The 20029-nt window shown below is 67.6% G+C and carries 14 protein-coding genes; 9 read left to right on the forward strand and 5 right to left on the reverse strand.

What is annotated here, in order from left to right; all coding sequences use genetic code 11:
* Positions 1-137 precede the first annotated feature (137 nt).
* The 7 genes from L6Q96_21820 (at position 138) to L6Q96_21850 (ending at position 9559) form a co-directional block, all read left to right on the forward strand.
* Positions 138-2297, forward strand: coding sequence for a type I restriction-modification system subunit M (locus L6Q96_21820; GenBank protein MCK6557188.1), 2160 nt, complete (start codon positions 138-140; stop codon positions 2295-2297).
* Positions 2298-2410: 113 nt separating this feature from the next.
* Complete coding sequence (locus L6Q96_21825) at positions 2411-3013, forward strand: type IV toxin-antitoxin system AbiEi family antitoxin domain-containing protein (protein MCK6557189.1); 603 nt, start codon at positions 2411-2413, stop codon at positions 3011-3013.
* The gene (locus tag L6Q96_21830) at positions 3010-3897 is read left to right on the forward strand and encodes a nucleotidyl transferase AbiEii/AbiGii toxin family protein (GenBank protein ID MCK6557190.1); all 888 of its coding nucleotides are present in this window, start codon (positions 3010-3012) and stop codon (positions 3895-3897) included. The genes L6Q96_21825 and L6Q96_21830 overlap by 4 nt, the downstream gene beginning before the upstream one ends.
* On the forward strand, positions 3894-4589 hold the full coding sequence (locus L6Q96_21835) for a restriction endonuclease subunit S (GenBank protein MCK6557191.1): 696 nt from the start codon (positions 3894-3896) through the stop codon (positions 4587-4589). The genes L6Q96_21830 and L6Q96_21835 overlap by 4 nt, the downstream gene beginning before the upstream one ends.
* Positions 4586-5632, forward strand: a complete 1047-nt coding sequence (locus tag L6Q96_21840; protein MCK6557192.1) for a Fic family protein — start codon at positions 4586-4588, stop codon at positions 5630-5632. The genes L6Q96_21835 and L6Q96_21840 overlap by 4 nt, the downstream gene beginning before the upstream one ends.
* Positions 5633-5687: 55 nt before the next feature.
* The gene (locus L6Q96_21845) at positions 5688-9266 is read left to right on the forward strand and encodes a putative DNA binding domain-containing protein (protein MCK6557193.1); all 3579 of its coding nucleotides are present in this window, start codon (positions 5688-5690) and stop codon (positions 9264-9266) included.
* A 95-nt stretch (positions 9267-9361) separates the two neighbouring features.
* A complete protein-coding gene (locus L6Q96_21850) occupies positions 9362-9559 on the forward strand; it encodes a hypothetical protein (protein ID MCK6557194.1) in 198 nt (65 codons plus the stop codon).
* A gap of 507 nt (positions 9560-10066) precedes the next feature.
* On the opposite strand, the gene L6Q96_21855 is transcribed toward L6Q96_21850, so the two are convergent.
* Both L6Q96_21855 and L6Q96_21860 read right to left on the reverse strand, forming a co-directional pair.
* Complete coding sequence (locus L6Q96_21855; GenBank protein MCK6557195.1) at positions 10067-11257, reverse strand: thiolase family protein; 1191 nt, start codon at positions 11255-11257, stop codon at positions 10067-10069.
* Between the two features lie 222 nt (positions 11258-11479).
* The gene (locus L6Q96_21860; protein MCK6557196.1) at positions 11480-12064 is read right to left on the reverse strand and encodes a nucleotidyltransferase family protein; all 585 of its coding nucleotides are present in this window, start codon (positions 12062-12064) and stop codon (positions 11480-11482) included.
* 362 nt (positions 12065-12426) lie between these two features.
* On the opposite strand from L6Q96_21860, the gene L6Q96_21865 reads away from it, so the two are divergent.
* Complete coding sequence (locus L6Q96_21865) at positions 12427-15099, forward strand: penicillin acylase family protein (GenBank protein MCK6557197.1); 2673 nt, start codon at positions 12427-12429, stop codon at positions 15097-15099.
* A 364-nt stretch (positions 15100-15463) separates the two neighbouring features.
* On the opposite strand, the gene L6Q96_21870 is transcribed toward L6Q96_21865, so the two are convergent.
* Complete coding sequence (locus L6Q96_21870; protein ID MCK6557198.1) at positions 15464-17632, reverse strand: hypothetical protein; 2169 nt, start codon at positions 17630-17632, stop codon at positions 15464-15466.
* A gap of 187 nt (positions 17633-17819) precedes the next feature.
* On the opposite strand from L6Q96_21870, the gene L6Q96_21875 reads away from it, so the two are divergent.
* Complete coding sequence (locus L6Q96_21875; protein MCK6557199.1) at positions 17820-18785, forward strand: phosphotriesterase-related protein; 966 nt, start codon at positions 17820-17822, stop codon at positions 18783-18785.
* A 419-nt stretch (positions 18786-19204) separates the two neighbouring features.
* On the opposite strand, the gene L6Q96_21880 is transcribed toward L6Q96_21875, so the two are convergent.
* Together L6Q96_21880 and L6Q96_21885 are read right to left on the reverse strand one after the other, a co-directional pair.
* Positions 19205-19378, reverse strand: a complete 174-nt coding sequence (locus L6Q96_21880) for a hypothetical protein (protein MCK6557200.1) — start codon at positions 19376-19378, stop codon at positions 19205-19207.
* 292 nt (positions 19379-19670) lie between these two features.
* Entirely contained in the window at positions 19671-19847 is a 177-nt protein-coding gene (locus L6Q96_21885) for a hypothetical protein (GenBank protein ID MCK6557201.1), read from the reverse strand.
* Positions 19848-20029: the final 182 nt, after the last annotated feature.

Here is a 20029-nt window from a genome sequence, read left to right on the forward strand (position 1 = left end):
TCACTGCACGCGACGGCGGGCACCGGGCCATTCTGCCGGATTGAGGCTGCCCCTCGTGCCCGCCGCGCGTGAGTTCCGGGCGGTAGACAGCCCCAACGAAGCGACGCCAATGCGAGGAGCGACCGTATGGTGAACGCGTGAACCACAGCGAGATCGTCAGCTTCCTTTGGGGCGTCGCCGACCTCATCCGCGACACCTTCAAGCGCGGCAAGTACCAGGACGTCATCCTGCCGCTCACGGTGCTGCGCCGCCTCGATTGCGTCCTGGCGGATACCAAAGCACAAGTCCTCGAACGGCAGGGGCAGCTCAAGGGCAAGGGGCTCGAGGACCTGGACGCACAGCTCCGACGCGCTTCCGGCTTCGCCTTCCACAACACGTCCCGCTACGACTTCGAGAAACTGCTGGCCGACGCGCCGCACCTCGCAGCCAACCTGCGTAACTACATCGCGGGCTTCAGCCCGAACATGCGCGAGGTGCTGGAGAAGTTCGACTTCGACAACACGATCAGCAAGCTCGACGAGGCCGGCCTGCTCTTCCAGGTGTTGGAGCGCTTCAAGAACGTGGATCTGCACCCGGACAGGATCGACAACCCGACGATGGGGACGATCTTCGAGGAGCTGATCCGCAAGTTCAACGAGGCGCTGAACGAGAACCCCGGCGAGCACTTCACCCCGCGCGACGTGGTGCACCTCATGGTGGACCTGATGCTGGCCGGCGACTCCGACCGCATCCGGCGCAAAGGGATCGTCTGCACGGTCTACGATCCATGCTGCGGCTCCGGCGGCATGCTCATGATCACGAAGGAGCACATCACCGTCGGCCTGCGCAAGAACGGCGAGCTGCTGCGGCCCGCGATCAGCCCGAACGCGGAGATCCACCTCTTCGGCCAGGAGGTGAACCCGGAGACCTGGGCGGTCTCGAAGTCGGACCTCTTCATGAAGGACCCGACCGGACGCGATGCCGACAACATCGCCTACGGCACCGTGCTCTCCAACGACAGGCACGCCGGCCGGTCCTTCGACTACCTGATCGCCAATCCCCCCTACGGCAAGGACTGGAAGCGCGACGAAGATGCCGTGCGCTCCGAGCACGAACGCGGCGCCTCTGGCCGCTTCGCGCCTGGCCTGCCGCGGATCAGCGATGGTCAGCTCCTCTTCCTCCTTCACATGCTGGCGCACGCGAAGGAGCCGAAGGAGGGCGGCTCGCGCATCGCCATCATCATGAACGGTTCGCCGCTCTTCACCGGCGACGCCGGCAGCGGGGAAAGCGAGATCCGCCGCTTCATCCTGGAGCACGACCTGCTCGAAGCCCTGATCGCGCTCCCTGAGCAGCTCTTCTACAACACCGGGATCGCGACCTACGTGTGGGTAGTGACCAATCGCAAGGCGCCGCCGCGCAAGGGTAAGGTGCAGCTCATCGACGCCACGTCGTACTGGGTGCCGATGCGCAAGAGCCTCGGCGACAAGCGCCGCGAGATCCCGCCGGAGAAGGCGCAGGACATCGTGAAACTCCTCGCGGAGTTCGAGGATGGCGAGATGCGTCGGATCGCGAAGGACGGCAAGGACGAAGAGGTCGTCGTCAGCCGCATCTTCCCGACCACGCACTTCGGGTTCCGCAAGATCACCGTCGAGCGGCCGCTGCGGCTCAACTTCCAGGCAACGCCCGAACGCATGGCGCGGCTGGAGGAGGAAAAGGGGTTCCAGTCGCTCGCGCAATCGAAGAAGAAGAGCGCTGCGGGAGCGAAGGAGCAGGCCGAGGGGCGCGCGCTGCAGGATGCTGTCCGCAAGCTCCTGAGCGGCCTGCCCGGCACGTTGTTCAAAGACCGCGACGAGTTCAAGGGCGCGCTCGATGCCGCCGTCCGGAAGGCGGGCCAGAAGCTCCCGGCGCCGGCCCGCAAGGCGATCCTGTCAGCGCTCTCCGAGCGCGACGAGACAGCCGCCATCTGCCGCGACGCCGACGGGAACCCCGAGCCCGATCCGGAGCTGCGCGACACGGAGAGCGTTCCGCTACCCACCGGTGACGATCCCGCGGAAGCCGAGGGCGTGCCGGCCAGCACCCGCGCCTTCTTCGACCGCGAGGTGAAGCCCCACGTGCCGGACGCCTGGATCGACACGGCGAAGCGCGACCCCAAGGACGGCCGAATCGGCCTCATCGGCTATGAGATCAACTTCAACCGCTACTTCTACCGCTACACCCCGCCCCGGCCCCTCGAGGAGATCGAGGCCGACATCCGGGCCATCGAGGGCGACATCGTGCGGATGCTGGCGGAGGTGACGGGGGCGAGCACCGGATCGTAGATGTGGCAAAACGTCGGCACTTGCGCGCAGGTGCCGACGTTTTGCCACGACGGGCAGTTCCGAAAGGTCGGGGCTTGTATATAACCCCCGACGTTTCGTATCATGCCGGTACCATGTCGGGAACTGGCAAGGAGCGCGCGCTGCGGCTGATCGAAAAGCACGGGCTCGCCCGCCCCAAGGACCTCGATGCGCGCGGCATCACCCGGGCGCAGCTCTCTCGCCTGGTGCGGGAGGGGCTGGTGCGACGCGAGGCGCGGGGAATCTACGTCGCGGCCCACCATGCGCCCACCGCGGAGCACACGCTGGCGCAGGTGGCCAAGCGCGTTCCCGAGGGGGTTTTCTGCCTGCTCACGGCGCTCCGGCTCCACGGTCTCACTACCCAGTCCCCGGCGGAGGTCTGGGTCGCTCTCCCCGAAAAGGCGCGCCGACCGCGGCTCGACTACCCGACACTGAGGATCGCCCGGTTTGCGGGGGATGCGCTGACGGAGGGCATCGAGGAGCGCCGCGTGGAGGGCGTCACCCTGCGCGTCTACTCGGCTGCGAAGACCGTCGCCGACTGCTTCAAGTACCGCAACAAGATCGGGATCGACGTCGCGGTCGAGGCTCTGCGCGATTACAGTCGCAAGCGCCGTGGCGGAGCAACCGAGCTGGCCCGCTTCGCGCGGATCTGCCGCGTCGCGCGCGTCATGCAGCCCTACCTGGACGCGATCGCATGACGGGCAAGACCAACCTCGCCGCCTCGGTCGCTGCACGCCTGCTCAACCGGGCCAGGCAGACCGGCGACGACTACCAAACCCTGCTCACGAGCTACTGCCTCGAGCGCTTCCTCTATCGGCTGGCCGTCTCCGATCGTCGCGAGCGCTTCGCGCTCAAGGGGGCGATGCTGCTGCGGCTCTGGTCCGACCGGCCGTACCGGGCCACTCTCGACCCTGACCTGCTGCGCCGGGGCGATGGCGCGTTCGACGCGATTCTCGAGGACCTCCGCGCGATCGTCGCGACTCCGACTCCGGTGGATGCCGTAGAGTTCGACGGCGCGCGCATCCGCATCGAGGCGATCCGCGCCGAGGACGAGTACGCCGGAACGCGGGCCACGCTGCCAGCGCGCTGCGGGAAGGCGCGCCTCATGCTGCAGATCGACATGGGACTCGGCGACGCCGTATGGCCGGCGCCACAGATTTGCACATACCCGACCCTGCTCGACTTCCCCGCGCCGGAGCTGCTCGCCTACCCGCGCGAGGCGGTGGTCGTGCTCGGCGACCGCAACAGCCGGATCAAGGACTTCTTCGACCTGCACCACCTCGCGTCTCGGTTCGAATTCGATCGTGCGACGCTCGCGGAGGCGATGCGACGGACGTTCGCGCGTCGCCGAACACCGGTGCCGGAGGCACAGCCCATCGCGCTCACGCGCGACTACTGGGACAACCCCTCGCGCCCGGCGCAAGTGCGTGCGTTCGCGCGACGGGCGCGCATCGACGTGCGGGCCGACTTCGCCGGCGAGTGCGCGCGGACGCTCGACGCATTCCTCTCGCCGGTGCTCGACGACCTCCGCAGCGGGCGGGCGACCACGGGCACGTGGCCGCCGGGAGGACCGTGGGGATGAGCGCGCTGCGGCGCTTCAAGCCGTACCCGGCCTACAAGGACTCCGGCGTTGAGTGGCTGGGGGAGATTCCGGCGCATTGGGAGGTGAAGCGACTGAAGAGGCTTGTTGAGTTCCGAGGCGGGGGTACGCCGACAAAGGACAAGCTCGACTACTGGCGTGGGGACATCCCTTGGGTGTCGCCCAAGGACATGAAGGTGTGGATCGTCGAGGAGACCGAGGACAAGATCACGTCGGAAGCTGTGCGAGAGAGTGCGACGAAGCTCGTGCCCAAAGGAGCGGTGTTGGTCGTCGTCAGGTCCGGGATCCTCGTTCATAGCATCCCGGTTGCGATTGCAGGTCGCGAAATGACGCTGAATCAGGACCTGAAGGCGTTGATACCCAGTGGCACTCTTTCGTCGGACTATTTGGCGCAGTTCGTCTCAGGCATGCAGCGAGAGCTTCTTGTTGAGTGGAAGAAGGAGGGCGCTACGGTCGAAAGCCTGGAGCTCGACCTTGTGGCCCAGACGCCGACATCGCTGCCACCGACTCCCGAGCAGCGCGCCATCGCCGCGTTCCTCGACCGAGAGATTGCGCGCATCGACACCCTCATCGCCAGAGTCCGCGACGCCATCGCTCGCCTCAAGGAGCTCCGCACCGCGCTCATCTCCGCCGCGGTGACGGGCAAAATCGACGTGCGGGAGGAAGCCGCATGAGCTTCGCTCCCCGCTTCACCGTCACGCACCCGATCACCGCGGCCCTCACGCGCATCGAGCGGGCGCGCGGGTTTCTGGAGGCGGCGAAGCTGTCCGAGGACTGGATCCGGCGCATGGGCGAGCGAGCACTGCTGCTCGAGGCGCACCACACGACCCACATCGAGGGGACGCAGCTCACCCTCGAGCAGTCCGAGCGCCTGCTCGCGGGCGAGACGGTGCCCGAGGCCGACCCCGACGACGCCCGCGAACTCTTGAACTACCGCCGCGCGTTCGAGTTCGTCTCGGGCTACCTGGGCCACGGCGGCCCCGTCACCGAGGGGCTCGTGCGCGAGATCCACAAGCACCTGGTCGAGGGCGTGCGCGGTGGCGCGGCCGCTCCGGGCGAGTACCGGCGCGTGCAGAACTACGTCGTGAACTCGGCCACCGGGGCCTTGGTGTACACGCCGCCGCCGGCCCACGACGTGCCGATCCTGATGGGCGAGCTGGTGGCATGGATGAACGAGCCAGGCGGCGTCCACCCCGTGCTCGCGAGCGGCGCGGCGCAGTTCCAACTCGTCCACATCCACCCGTTCTTGGACGGCAACGGCCGCACGTCTCGCCTGCTCTCGACGCTCTGCCTCTACCGCGCGGGCTACGACTTCAAGCGGCTCTTCACGATCAGCGAGTTCTACGACCGCGACCGCCCGGCCTTCTACCGGGCGATCCAGAGCGTGCGCGAGCGGGGCATGGACCTGACCGGCTGGCTCGAGTTCTTCACGGAGGGGCTCGCCACCCAGCTCGACGAGGTGAAGGCACGTGGCGAGCGGACCATCCGCCGGGACGTTCTCGCACGGCAGCACGGACTCTCGGACCGTCAGGCGCTCGCGCTCGGTCACGTGATGGAGCACGGGCGGCTCACGATCCAGGCGTTCGAGGCGCTGTGCCCCGGGAGTAACCGTCGGACGCTGCAGCGAGACCTCAAGACCCTGGTCGAGAAGGGCCTGCTGGCGACCGAGGGTCAGACCAATCGGCTGGAATATGTTGCGGGAAAGGGAGTTGCGTGAACTTGCGACACACTCGCGACACGACTTGCGACAGGCTCACGACAGGACTTGCGCCATGACCCCCGACATCTCCGAGCGCGCCTTCGAGGAGGCGATCGAGTGCGGGCTGCTCCAGTTCGGCCCCGACGCTTGCGCGGGTGACGCGACCGCCGTGCGCGAGACGTCGCCGCCCTACGGCGAGAACCCGCCCGGCGGGTACCGCAAGCGCAAACCCGAGGACTACGACCGCACACTCTGTCTGCTCCCGCGCGACGTGGTGGACTTCGTCCTTGCGACACAGCCGAAGGAATGGAAGAAGCTCGAGCAGCACCACGGCAAGGACGCGGTGCGGGAGCAGTTCCTCAAGCGCCTCGCCGCCGAGATCGAGCGGCGCGGCGCGCTCGACGTGCTCCGGAACGGCCTCAAGGACTCCGGCTGCAAGTTCCGGCTCGCGTACTTCCGCCCCGCGAGCGGGCTCAACGAGGAGACGCGGCGGCTGCACGCGGCGAACCTCTTCTCGGAGGTGCGCCAGCTCCGCTACAGCGCGAGGAACGAGAAGAGCCTCGACCTCGTGCTGTTCCTGAACGGCATCCCGATCTTCACCGCCGAGCTGAAGAACCCGCTCACCGGACAGGACGTCGAGGACGCGATCCGCCAGTACAAGACCGGCCGCGACCCGCGCGAGGGTCGCGGACCCGAGCCGCTCTTCGCCTACGGCCGCTGTCTCGCGCACTTCGCGGTGGATCCGGACCTCGTCTACGTGACGACGCACCTCGCGGGCGCGCGGACGCGCTTCCTGCCCTTCAACCAGGGCAAGTTCGGCGGCGCCGGCAACCCGCCCGTGCCGCCCACGCGGAACGGCTACGCCACCGCCTACGTCTGGGAGGAGACCTGGTCGCGCGACAGCGTGCTCGACCTCGTGCGCCAGTTCATCCACGAGGTCGAGGAGGAGGACGAGAAGGGACGGAAGACCGGGCGGCGCTTCCTCATCTTCCCGCGCTACCAGCAGCTCGACTGCGTGCGGAGACTCGTCGCCGACGCCCGGGCGCGCGGCGCGGGGCAGCGCTACCTCGTCCAGCACTCGGCCGGCAGCGGCAAGAGCTTCACCATCGCCTGGCTCGCGCACCAGCTCTCGACCCTGCACGATGCCGGCGACCGGCGCGTCTTCGACTCGATCGTGGTCGTCACCGACCGCCGCGTGCTCGATCGCCAGCTCCAGACGACGCTGCGCCAGTTCGAGCAGACGCTCGGCGTGGTCGAAAACATCGACACGACCTCGCGCCAGTTGAAGGAGGCGCTCGAGTCGGGGAAGACGATCATCGTCACCACGCTCCAGAAGTTCCCGGTGATCGCGAAGGAGATCGGCGAGCTGCCGGGCCGGCGCTTCGCCGTGATCGTGGACGAGGCGCACTCCTCGCAGTCGGGCGAGAGCACGAAGAGCCTCAAGGCGGTGCTGGCCTCGGGTTCGCTGGAGGCCGCCGAGGCGGAGGAGGCCGGGGCGGCGACGGCCGAGGAGGAGCTGGAGAGCGCGGTTCTCGCCGAGATGGAGCGACGCGGGCGGCTCCCCAACCTCTCCACCTTCGCCTTCACCGCCACGCCCAAGCCGAAGACGCTGGAGCTGTTCGGCGTGAAGCGCGCCGACGGGAAGTTCGGCCCGTTCCACCTCTACAGCATGCGCCAGGCGATCGAGGAGGGCTTCATCCTCGACGTGCTGGCGAGCTACACGACCTACAAGGCGTACTGGCGGCTGCTCAAGAAGGTCGAGACCGACCCGCGCTACGACAAGAAGAAGGCCGAGTACCTGCTCAAGTCGTTCGTCGAGCTGCACCCGCACGCGATCGGCGAGAAGGTGAAGATCTGCGTCGAGCACTTCGCGGCGCAGGCGCAGGGCGAGATCGGCGGCAAGGCCAAGGCGATGATCGTCACGCGCTCGCGCCTGCACGCGGTGCGCTACAGGCTCGCGGTCGATCGCTACCTCGCCGAGCGCGGCTACGCCTTCAAGGCGCTGGTGGCCTTCTCCGGGACGGTGCAGGACGGCGGGCAGTCGTACACCGAAGCCAACATGAACGGCTTCCCCGAGGCGCAGACCGCGAAGACCTTCGAGCGCCCCGAGTACCGCTTCCTGATCGTCGCCAACAAGTTCCAGACCGGCTTCGACCAGCCGCTGCTCCACACGATGTACGTGGACAAGAAGCTCGGCGGCGTGAACGCGGTGCAGACGCTGTCGCGGCTCAACCGCACCTTCGGCACGGAGAAGAAGGGCACGCTGGTGCTCGACTTCGCCAACGAGGCCGAGGAGATCCAGGCGGCCTTCGAGCCCTACTACGAGACGACGCTACTCTCGGAGGCCACCGACCCGAACCTGCTCTACGAGATCCAGACCCGCCTCGCCGCCTTCCCGGTCTACACCGAGGCCGACGTGGAGGCGTTCGCCAGGGTCTACTTCGACGCCAGGGCGACGCAGGACCGGCTCTACGCCGTGCTCGCGCCCGTCGTCGAGCGCTTCAACGGGCTCGGGGATGACGAGCGCGCGGACTTCCGCGGCCAGCTCACAGACTACGTGCGGCTCTACGCTTTTCTCGCGCAGGTCCTCACCTTCGCCGACGCCGACCTCGAGAAGCTCTACGTCTTCGCTCGTCACCTGCGCCGACTTCTGCCCGCCGACCGCGAGACGCTGCCGCGCGAAGTACAGCAGAACATCGACATGGAGTCGTACCGCATCCAGCGGACCGGCAGCGGGAAGATCGCGCTGGAACGTAAGCCGGGCGTGCTCGACCCGGCGGGGAGCCGCACGCCCCACGGCACGGCGCCCGAGGAACTGGAGACCCTCTCGCGCATCATCGCCGAGCTGAACGAGCGCTTCGGCCTGAACCTCGGGCCCGAGCATCGAGTGACCCTCGGCCAGATGATGGACAAGCTCGACGAGGACGCCGCGCTCGACGCCGCCGCGCGCGTCAACACGCGGGAGAACGTGCGGCTCACCTTCGACCAGAAGGTCGAGCACGTGATCCAGGAGATCGTCGACTCGAACTTCGAGCTCTACAAGCGCATCACCGACGACCGCACGTTCGGTGAAGCGGTCAAGAACTTCCTCTTCGATCAGTACCTTCGCGCCCACCGCAACGCCGAGGAACTGATCAAACGGGGCGAGTCGAAGACCTTGGAGTTCAAGTCCACCCTGCGCTGGAGCCTCAAGGATGACCGGCAGGACGACAAGGGCGTGACCCACGCGGCGCTCAAGACCATCGCTGCCTTCCTGAACACCGAGGGAGGCGACCTCCTGATCGGCGTCGCAGACGACGGAAAGATTGTCGGCATCGAGCGCGACCAGCTCGAAAGCGACGACAAATTCATGCGCCACCTCGCCCAGGTCGTGCGCAACGGTCTCGGTGATCGTGCGGGCACCTGTATCGATCCCAGGTGCCAGGTCGTGCGGGGCAAGACCGTGTGCGTGGTGAGCTGTCAGCGCAGTCCCGAGCCGGTCTTCCTCAAGTGGAAGGCGCTCGATGCCGCGCCAGAGGGCGACTTCTTCGTGCGGAGCGGCCCGGGAACGGCGAAGCTGCCTCCCGAAAGCGCCCGGGAGTACATCAGGACGCGGTTCGGGACACCGGCAGGAGAGCGAAGATCCGATGCACCATCGAAAGGGGCTGTCTAACAGCATGCAGCGGATGGCGCTGCGCGCCGCCGCCGATGCCGAGCGTTAGACTCGATCGGCCGTGCGCGGTAGGCTTCGGACCGGAGGTTGGAAACATGAAGGGTGTTCAGTTCGTGATCGACGCCCACGGCGAGAAGACGGCAGTGGTCATCGACCTCAAGCGCCACTCCGATGTCTGGGAGCACTTCTTCGACGTCGCTGTCGCGAGGAGCCGTCAGGACGAGGCCCGGGAGACGCTCGCCTCTGTGAAGCGCCGGCTCCATCGAGCAGGCAAGTTGCGGCGCAATGCCTGATTATGCGGTCGTCCTGGCTCGATCAGCGCGAAAGGAGCTGGAGGCACTCGATCCACCGATCGTTGGTCGTCTCGTCGCAAGCCCGTCGATGCTTGCGACGAATCCACGCCCCGCCGGCTTTCGCAAGCTCCGTGGTCCCAAGAACCTCTGGCGCGTCCGCGTCGGTGACTACCGTATCGTTTACGGCGTAGACGATCGCCGGTGATTGGTCGACGTCGTGCGAATTCGGCACCGTCGCGAAGCGTATGAAGTCTAACTCCGCTTCAGACGACGGCCAAGAGCGAGCCGCGCCTGAGCGGCACGATGTTCAGCTTTGGCCGCCATCCGCGTAAGAACGAGACCGTGAAGCGAATTTTCCAGATCGCCGGATTCCTGGCGTATATCGGATTCCTGGTCGCGAATGGGCAGGCTGACGCCGACGGAGCGGCCGCCAAAGCGGCAGACGAGTTCCTGACGGGGTTGGAGACCTCTGCGCTACATGACGAAGACCAGGGCCCCCGGCCCGCCTCAATCCAGGCGCTCGATGATCGTCGCGTTGGCCATGCCGCCGCCTTCGCACATGGTCTGCAGACCGAAACGACCGCCCGTGCGCTCCAGCGTGTTGAGCAACGTCGTCATCAGGCGCGCCCCGCTGCATCCCAGCGGATGACCGAGCGCAATCGCGCCGCCCTCCTGGTTGACCTTCGCGAGGTCCGCCCCGAACTCCTTCGCCCAGGCCAGCACCACCGGCGCGAACGCCTCGTTCACCTCGATCGCGTCGAAGTCGGATATCTTCATCTTCGAACGCGCCAGGATGTTGTGCGTCGCGGGAATCACGCCGGTTAGCATGATCACCGGGTCGACGCCGCCGAGCGCGAAACCGCGGAAGCGCGCTCGGGGACGCAGTCCGAGATCGAGCGCCTTCTGCTTGTCCATCACCAGGACCGCGCAGGCCCCGTCGGTGATCTGACTGGAGTTGCCGGCCGTGATCACGCCGTCGCCTTTGAACGCCGGCTTCAGCGAGGCGAGCCGTTCGAGGCTGCTATCCGGCCGGATGCCCTCGTCGGTCGCAACCGACTCCTTCTTGCCGTCGGCGTGCGTGATCTCCACAGGCACGATTTCGTTCTTGAACCAACCGTTGCGCGTCGCCGCCGCGGCCTTCTGATGCGATCCCACCGAAAATTCGTCGAGCTCCTGCCGCGACAGCTTCCACCGCTCGGCGATGATTTCCGCGGAAATCCCCTGCGGCACCAAGCCGCCGAGGCCGTACAGATTCTTGCGGGAGTAATCGTGCAGCATGGTCGGTCCGAACGGCTGCCCGGCGACGGCGGTGCTGACGCCCATCGGCACCCGACTCATCGACTCGACCCCGGCCGCGATCACGACGTCGTAGGCACCCGCCATCACCCCCTGGGCTGCGAAGTGCAACGACTGCTGGCTCGACCCGCACTGGCGGTCGACCGTCGTCCCGCACACGCTCTCGGGCAGTCCCGCCGCCAGAGCGGCGTTGCGGCCGACGTTCACGGCCTGCTCGCCGACCTGCATCACGCAACCCATGATCACGTCTTCGACGAGGACCGGGTCGATACCCGTGCGCCCCATCAACGCCTTGATCGGTTCGGCGGCAAGGTCGACGGGATGCCACCCGTGCAACGCCCCGTTCTCCTTGCCTCGCCCGAGAGGGGTTCGTACGGCATCGACGATGACTGCTTCGCGCATGGTGGGAAACCTCCTTTGCAGCCGCTGGGTGTACCCGGAATCCCGCGCGTACTCCAGCCCCCCGGGGACGGTTCCAACGCGCGCGGAGCGCACGTTCCACCTGGACTTCTATCTGGATTTCGGCCAGGGGGGCGCCTGCTCCGGCGGCGGGCCGGAGGCAGCCGGGGTGGACGCTTGGCCCGCCGTCGCGGATCGGTGAAGTCGGCGCATCCGGCCCGCGAATCAGGCGCTGCGCCCGGGCAAGCCGCGCACAAGCTGCTCGTCCGTCGAGCGATGGACATCCTTCAGCCACGCCCATTCCTCTCGGAGCGCCCATCGGCGCAGGTACTCCCAATCGAGCCGACCGCCCTGCGCTTCGAGGACGGCGCGAATGTCAGCCAGGTCCTGCAACAGCCGCTTGCGGTCATGGCGTAGCTTGACCAGCTTGTGGAGAAGAAGATCCTCGGGGGTGACGACGCGGACGCTTACACCGTCGATCTCCACCGCCAGCGCCCGGCGCAAACACTCGCGATCGTAAGCGCCCTTGCTCACGAAAAGATCGACGTCCCAGTCGTCGACGCGGAATCGGACGATATCGGGCAGATCCTCGGCCCCGGAGCGGATGCCGTCGCGCAGGGCGAGGAGCCGGTCGACCTCCTCGGACGGGAGCGAACCACAGAGATCCAGGTCTTTCGTTTGGCGCGGCGCCGCCCAAACACCGACGGCCACGGCGCCGGTAAACGCGGCGTCGTACACCTTGTGGCTCCGGAGCACTCCCACGATGCGCTCCAGGAGAGCCCTCGGCAGCTCAGCGCGATGGCTCTTCACGGTTCGCTCGCCGTAGCACCAGCGAGAGCGCGGAAAGAAGTCGCTCGTCAAGCGGCCGGTCGAGATGGCGGCGCAGCGACTCCTCGCGCCAGCTCGCCTTCCATCGTGTTGGGTTGCCCCAAGCGAATCGCAACCCGCCGGCATCGATCGACGCCGGAGCGGGTTCCGGCGTGGCTTTCACGCTCGGGTCTTCAACTGGGCTTTTCATTCCGGCGCCAGAGTAACCCCGATCCCACAAGAGTGCGAGTGAGGCCCCCTCTCGGCAGTGCGATTCGCCGCCACGCCGCCCAACGTGCGCGGCGCGCGCGTTCCACCCGGACTTCGGCGAAGGGCTGCCTGGATTTCGGTAGAGGGGGGTTGTTATGATCGAGAACCGACAGCCCGATAGCCGGTTCGGGGAGTACGTCCAGCTCTTGCGGGGTGGAAAGGGAAACATGCGCAGGCAGGAGTCGTGTATGCCGCTTGTCGATTGCCGCCGTGTTCGCATTGCCGTCATCCTCGCTCTCGTCACCGCGAGCGCCGGATGTCAGGTCTGGCCGCTGGCCCGCTACCTGATTGCCCCCGACTATCCGACCTTGCGCCGGGGCGAACGCCTCGCCGTACCCGGCTTGCTGGCGCCGGTCGAGGTGACGCAGAAATCCGACGGGTTCTCCCGCATCGTCGCCGCCAACGAACACGACGCGCTCCTCGCCGAGGGGTATGTCATGGCCCGCGACCGGATGGCACAGCTCGACCTGACCCGGCACATGGCGCGCGGCGAACTGGCCGAACTGCTCGGCAATCGCCGGCTCGGCGAACGCACCACACTCGACCTCGACCGGCTGCACCGCTTCCTCGGCTTTCGCGACCACGCCACGATCCTGATCGCCGGTGCGACCCCGCAGGAGCAGGCCGCCCTGGCCGCCTTCACACAGGGCGTCAACGCCTGGATCGAGTCCGGGCCGTTGCCGCTCGAACATCGACTGCTCGGTATCGAGCGCATCCGACCGTGGGCCCCGGAAGACTCGACCGCCATCTACCTCTTCTTGATGCACGGACTGAGCGGCAATGCCGACCGCGAGATCAGACGTCTGGTAATCGCCTGCGGCAACGGTCTCGACGCCATGGAGCGCGTCTGGCCGACCGATCTCGAGTTCTCGACGTACGCATTGCCTCCGGAGGACCTGCGTCCGGAGACCTACCCGGCACCGCCGGCAGTGGTGCCCGAGCTGGCTGCCGAACTGGCCGAGCGCTGCGCCGAGGGCCGGCACGATACGTTCGACCCGGCCGCCCGGCGTGCTGCCGTCGAGCCGGCGGCGGGCTTCGCGTTCGCCGCGCTACCCCTGCTCGCCCAACCGGGCAGCGCGAGCAACAACTGGGTAACTGCCGGTAGCGGGACGCGATCGGGGCGACCGGTGCTGTCGAACGATCCGCACCTGCCGTTTACCAATCCGCCGATCTTCTGGGGTGTGGATCTCGAGTATCCCGGCACTCGGGTGGCGGGCTTCACCATCGCCGGCCTGCACCGCCTCGCCATCGGTCACAACGGCAGCGTCGCATGGGCAACGACCACGAACCACGTCGACCGCCAGGATCTGGTCGTGCACCGCGCCCGGTCGGAAACGCGCCAGGGCGCAACCCAGGCCGGGTACGACGTCGAGGGCACGTTCGTGCCGTTCGGCTACCGCACCGAACGCTTCGGAATCCACGGTGCCGAGCCTGTCGATGTGACCGTGCGTCTCACCCGCGACGGACCGCTGATGAACGACCTCGATCCGTTCGTCGCGGGTCGCATACCGCTGACCGCCATCCGACTCGCGCCGGTCGGCCGGGGTACAGACCTGGACGCCGCCGCGGCAATGAGCCGGGCGCGCAACGCGGGCGAGGTCGCCGCGGCACTCGCGGGTATGGACCAGGGCTGTCAGAACTGGGTCATCGCCGACAGCGGCGGTTCGATCGGCTACCGCAGCCCCTGCGTTCTCCCACTGCGACCGGGTTGGCGGGGCACCTTCCCGGTTCCCGGCTGGCTCGAGCGTTATCGGTGGCCCGGCTTCGTACCGAAATCCGACCTGCCGGCGGCAACCGACCCGGCCCGCGGTTGGCTCGTCACGGCGAACGGCCAGGTGATTCCCTCGAACCGCTTTCCCACCAGCTACAACAACGACGCCACGGCGCCCAATCGCTTCATGCGCATCGCCGGCCTGATCGAGACCGGCCGCCGCAACGGCGGGCTCACGGCGGCCGACTCCGCGGCGATCGCGCACGACCGCGCCGAAGCCAACTGGCCGGCCCTTCGCGCCCGGATCGAGGCTGACTTCTGCGCCGATCGCGCCGGCTCGGAGGCAGTCGTCGCCGCACGCCGGCGTCTTTGCGCCTGGGACGGCAGCATGGACCCGCAGTCTCCCGTACCGACTCTCTTCATATTGTGGAGCAACGCTCTACTGGACCGCGCACTCGCCGACGACGTTCCCGGCGGTGCCGCCGGTCAGGTGTGGCGGTGGGTGCAGGCGTTGGTACAGTTCGAAGCCGATGCGCAGTGGCTCTGGACACGCCCGGACAGCGACCCTGTATGGGACGATGTCGGAACGCCTGCGGCCGAGAGCCGGGCCGACATCTTCCGGCTGGCCTTCGAGGATGCGGTGGCCGAAGGCGAGCGCAAGTATGGAACGGACTTCGACGAGTGGCAGTGGGGTCGTGCGCGACCATTCGTCCTCGAGCACGCCTTCGCCGGCGGCGGCGGAGGAGTCCTCGGCGCGGTGCTGAACAGTTCCCCGTTCGGCATCGGCGGCGGCAACGAGACCGTATTCAAGCAGCAGTTCCTGCGTTCGGACCGGGAGCGCCTGCACCCCGGGGTCGGTCCAGTGGTACGCTTCACGGTCGATCTGGCCGAGCCATGGTCGGCCACCTACTCGATCGCCGGCGGAGCAAGCGGCTGGCCGCGTTCGCCTCACTACGGCGATCGGGTCGCCGACTGGGCGGCCGGACGCGAGCATCCGCTGACCCCGCCGGCGGCACCGACGGACACTCGTGTCACTCTCGTACCCGCCCCGGCATAGGCGCCCGCGAGTTCCGACTGCGGCCAACGTGCCGGCAACGGTGTCGCTTCCCCCGGGTTACCTGGGACCGGGCCTGCCCGGCGGCGCGGATACCCTGATTTACGAATTCCGTGTTTGATCGCATGGCGCGAAGAATTTCGGAATGCGGATTTCGGATTGCGGATGAGGGATTCATGAGTTCCGCAATCCGCATTCCGCAATCCGCAATGGGTTGCGGGCGGCAGCCCGCGCTGATTTACGAGTTCCGAGTTGGCGCGCGCGGCACGAAGAAATCGGATGGGGAGGGCGAGGCTACGGCCGAGCCGCGTCGGTCCGAGGACGGCTCGGCGGGAGCCTCGCCCTCCCAAAGGCACGCCTGGTCAGGTCATGGGTTGCGGGCGGGGGCCGCCGACTCCGCCAGCACGCTCAGGACCCGCCAGTTGCACCCGACGCACCAGATGTCTCCGGTCGCACGCCGGCCGCGATACACGTGGTGGTACGCCACACCGTCCGCGTAAAGATCGCGCCGGATGAACTCGAGCACGGCCTCCGCACGCCGGCGATACTCGGCGTCCTGCGTCGCCTGTGCCAGGTGGAGAAACGCCTGCGCCGCGTAGCTGTTGGTGGACAACGACTCGTACCCCGCCGCGCCGGTCTGCTCGCTGTTCGCAAAGAACGCGCCCCGGACAGGGTCCCACAGCACATCGAGCCCCTGCGCCGCCTCGCGCGCCCGCGCCAGATACCCGGCGTCGCCCGTCAGCCGGTGTGCTCGCACCAGCTCGACGATCATCATCGCATTGGGCAACACCGACACGACCTCCTCGCCCGCACGTGCACGGTACACACGCCGCGCCGCGTCCCATGCCACGCGATCCGCCCCGGCCAGCAATCGGCGCCCCACGTTCAACGGCTCGAACAGCCCGAACACAAGCTGGCCCGGTCGACCGGCCGCGTATTTCATTTGCGTCCCGGCCATCTGCGCGCCGATCACGGTAGGCCCGTAGTCGTACCCGCCCCCGCCGGTGAGCCGATCGATCCGCTCGCAGTAGCCACCCTCCAGAAACGCCGCCGCCGCCGACACGAGCAGGTAGCGGCGCAACGCCCGTTCGGCGGCCGCCGCATCGAGGTCCGGGGCGCGATCGACGGCCGCCTGCAAGGCCGCGGCCCCGAAGGCCATCTCATCGAGGTCGTGCAGATGAATGCCCGACAGGAGTTGCTGCTGACGGGCAACGATCGCGGCCGGCACCGAGGTACTGCCGCCGGCGAGGAGCACCTCGGCGGCATAGCCGGGCGAGTCCCCGTAGTCGTACGCAAAGGCACCGCCGGCGAACGGCGCGTGCTCGACGAGGGTGCCGAGGATGCCATCGAACATCTCGCGGTACGGGAAGTCCCGGGGACGCAGCTTCTCCGCCATGGCAGACACCGCCGGCACCGGCGGCGCGCCGCCGATTCGCATCGGCCGCCGCCCGAGAATGTTCTCGAAGCGCTGTGTGGCGAGGCTGTCGGCGAGCAGGAGCACGTATCCGATCTGCGCTTTGGTAGCGGCCGGCAGTGGGCCGAAGATTTCCGGCCGACCGAGCCAGCGCAGGATGCCCACGGCACGGTCGCGATACGCGGTGTCGCCCGTGTTCTTGAACAACTGCAGAAACGCCCCGGTCAAAAAGGCGTTCGCACGCGCGTCGCTCCGCGCCTCCTGCGTGCCCAGGCGATAGCTGCCATCGCGCTGGCGCAGCTCCTCCAGTGCGGCCGCCGCCGCGAGTGCGCCGGTCTCGTAGCGGACGTCCTCCTCGTTCTCGTACGCCTTCGCCAGAACATAGATGGCGAGCACGTTCGGCCACAGGTGGCGCTCCTCGGGCGGAGCGTCGCCCCGGAAACCGCCGCCGGCGCCGCGCGGCGCATCGAGCACGGATCGCGCGGCGGCTACTCCCGCCGCGCTCCAGCGGCCCGCGTCGGGATCGCCGAGTTCGCCGTAGTCGCGGTAGAGGAGCTGCAGATACGCCACCCATGCGCGTACCCCGAAGGCGCCCCAACCGGCAACCGGCGGCCCGATCGACGCCGGCGTCGTCGACTCGGCGACGGCGGTCAGCGCGCCGAGGTTGCGGCGGATCGTGGCAAGGAGAGTCGGCGTATCCACGAACGGTACGCGGCTCTTCGCCGCATAGAGACCGAGTGTACGAAACGCCAGTGCGCCAGCCGGGGCCTTCTGCTCCAGCGGCGCGGCCAGTTTCACCGCAACGTCGTCGGAAACCTCGGCATCGAGGGACGCAAAAACCAGAGCCGGCCCCCACGCCGCGAGATCGTGATCTTCGTCACCCCACTGCCGCGTCGTTTCGGCAGCGACGCGCCGCGCTTCGATCAGCAGCGGCTGGAACTGTCTGACCGGAGAGGTTTCCGCAAACGCCCGCGACCGCAGCGTCACCGTCTGCGCGCCGAAAACCGGATGGGTGAGCAGAGTCCAGGCCGTAACCGCTACTGCCGTTGCGGCCCAACGCGGACACGGGCGCTGGGGCCTCGCCCTGCGCCGCTTTGCCGCGTCGACGTCACGGGATCTCATGCAAGTCCTTCCGGCAGCCCTCTTTGGCCGCATTATTCTCCAGGCAATCGCCGTAGTCAGCAGGCAGTCGTCAATCTCGCTCCGCTCGGCCGGGAGGCCACAACCGGCCGCCAAAGCCCCGCACCGCGGCGGCCCCTTGCCTTGTCGCCGCCGTTATGGGCGTGAAGCGGCGTCAGGAGGAACGACCATGTCCACCGTAAACACCGTGCTCGGGCCACGGCCCGCCGCCAACCTCGGCATCACTCTCATGCACGAACACCTACTGGTCGGCTGGCCCGGCTGGCAGGCCGACGCCGCCGCCACCGGCGTCGCGCGCCGCGACCTGGTCAAGCTCTGCATCGATCGGATGCTGGAACTCAAGTCGCTCGGCCTGCACACGCTGCTCGATCCCTGCCCCATCGACCTTGGCCGCGACGTCGAGCTGATGGCCGAGGTGTCGCAGGCCACCGGGGTCGACATCGTCTGCGCCACCGGTCTCTACAAGGAAGACATGGGCACCCCCGCTTACTTTCGCTTTCGCGCCCAGTTCAGCGACGCGGTCGGCGAGATGACCGAGAGCTTCGTGAAGGAGCTGACCGACGGCATCGGCGATACGGGGATCAGGGCGGGCATCATCAAAGTCGCCACCGGGGCCCACCGGATCTCGCCTTACGAGGAAATGGTCCTGCGTGCCGCCGCGCGCGCGGCCAACACCACCGGAGCGCGCATCACCACCCACACCGACGAGGGCACCATGGGCCGCGAACAGATCGACATCTTCGCCAACGAGGGCGTCGACCCGAGCCGGGTCATCGTCGGCCACTGCTGCGGCAGCGCCGACCTGCGCTACCACCTCGACCTGCTCGATCGCGGCGCCTTCATCGGTTTCGATCGCTTCGGCATCGAAGTCATGCAACCCGACCGCGTACGCAAGGCGGCGCTCATCGGATTGCTCGGTGTCGGCTGCGAACGGCAAATCGTGGTGTCGCACGATTCGGTCTGGTGCTGGCGTGGCCGCCCGGCGCCTATCGGCGATATCCTCGCCAACTGGAAACCGACACACCTGTTCAAGAACATCATTCCCGCCCTGCGCGACGCCGGCGTACCGCAGACGAAGATCGACGTTATGCTCATCGACAACCCGCGCCGCTTCTTCGGGGCGACACCGGGCTGAATGCCGGCACGGCAACTGTTTCACCGACCGACGGGCCTGCCCGGTCAGGGAACCCCGGGGCGTTTCCCGTCCTCGACGCCCGGTCCCGATGGCGGCAACCTCCAGGGGGGGCGCAATAAATCGGCCAGTGAACCGTACCGCAGAGGCGACGCGTGCGTCGGCTCTACGGGCGCAACCCTCGGCGGACAGCCGGAGCCCTCTTCTCGCCAGGGTCGTGGTGTACACTCCCGTGCGCCGCGAAGGAGAGACGTATGGCCCGGGTGTCGACGAAGTTCCCGACGATCTGCTGGTCACCCTGCGCGAGCAGCCCGCCGAGTTCGCCGAGCGGATAGCCCGCACAAACGGGGTAATTGACATAAGACCCATACTCAGACGTTCCCACCCCTTCGGCCGGACGCGCGAGAATCCCGGATGGAACCTTATACGGCGGGAAGGCCGAACTTGTCCCAGTAGGCAATGCGGTCGAATGGGAGATACCACTGCGGAATCACCCAGAACCCCCACTGGAGGACGCGGTCCAGCGCGTGCACACGGGTCACCAGCGCCTGCCGGTCCGGTGCCCCGATCACCTGCTCGACGAGAGCGTCGACCACGGGGTCCTTGATACGGTCCGCACCGACGCCTGGACTCCCAGCCGCTCGAGGTTCTTCACGAACGGCAGGGCGATGCGTTCGAACAAGGGCGTGTTCAGCAGGATCTCGAAGGCCAGGACGCGTGCGCTGGCGTGTTTTCGGGTCGAGGCTCCAACCCGCGGCGCGGAGAATCTCGTTGGCCTGGCGCATGTTCTCCCGCAGATTACCCGACCCGTCGGTAGCCGGCGGCGGGATTGCCCTTGATGATGAAGCCGTTGAAGCTGTCGAACGTGCCGACCGTCGCCTGCCGAACTTACCCGCCCTTCGGGGCCTGCGGGTTGACGTACTCGAAGTGTGCAAAGTCGGGAGGATACTTGAGTGTGCCGTGCATGGCGATGCCGTGCACGGCGGTGTGTTCTTGCCCCACCGCCGCCGTGACTCCGCACATCAGTCCGACGGCAACGCGCGTCACGAGGTTTTGCAGCTTCATGGGCCCCTCGCGTAGCCGGAGCGGCGTTCGGAGCCAACAGCGAACACTGTCGCCGACAGGGCCACGACAAAGTCGCCGACAGGGCCACGACAAAGTCGCCGACACAGCCTCGATACGCCGCCAGAAGAGGGCGGCTACTCGGCTCGAACGGGTCTTTCGGCTTCAGCAAGACCACATAACCG

It is taken from the genome of Candidatus Binatia bacterium, assembly GCA_023150935.1.
Classification (GTDB): Bacteria; Desulfobacterota; Binatia; order HRBIN30; family HRBIN30; genus JAKLJW01.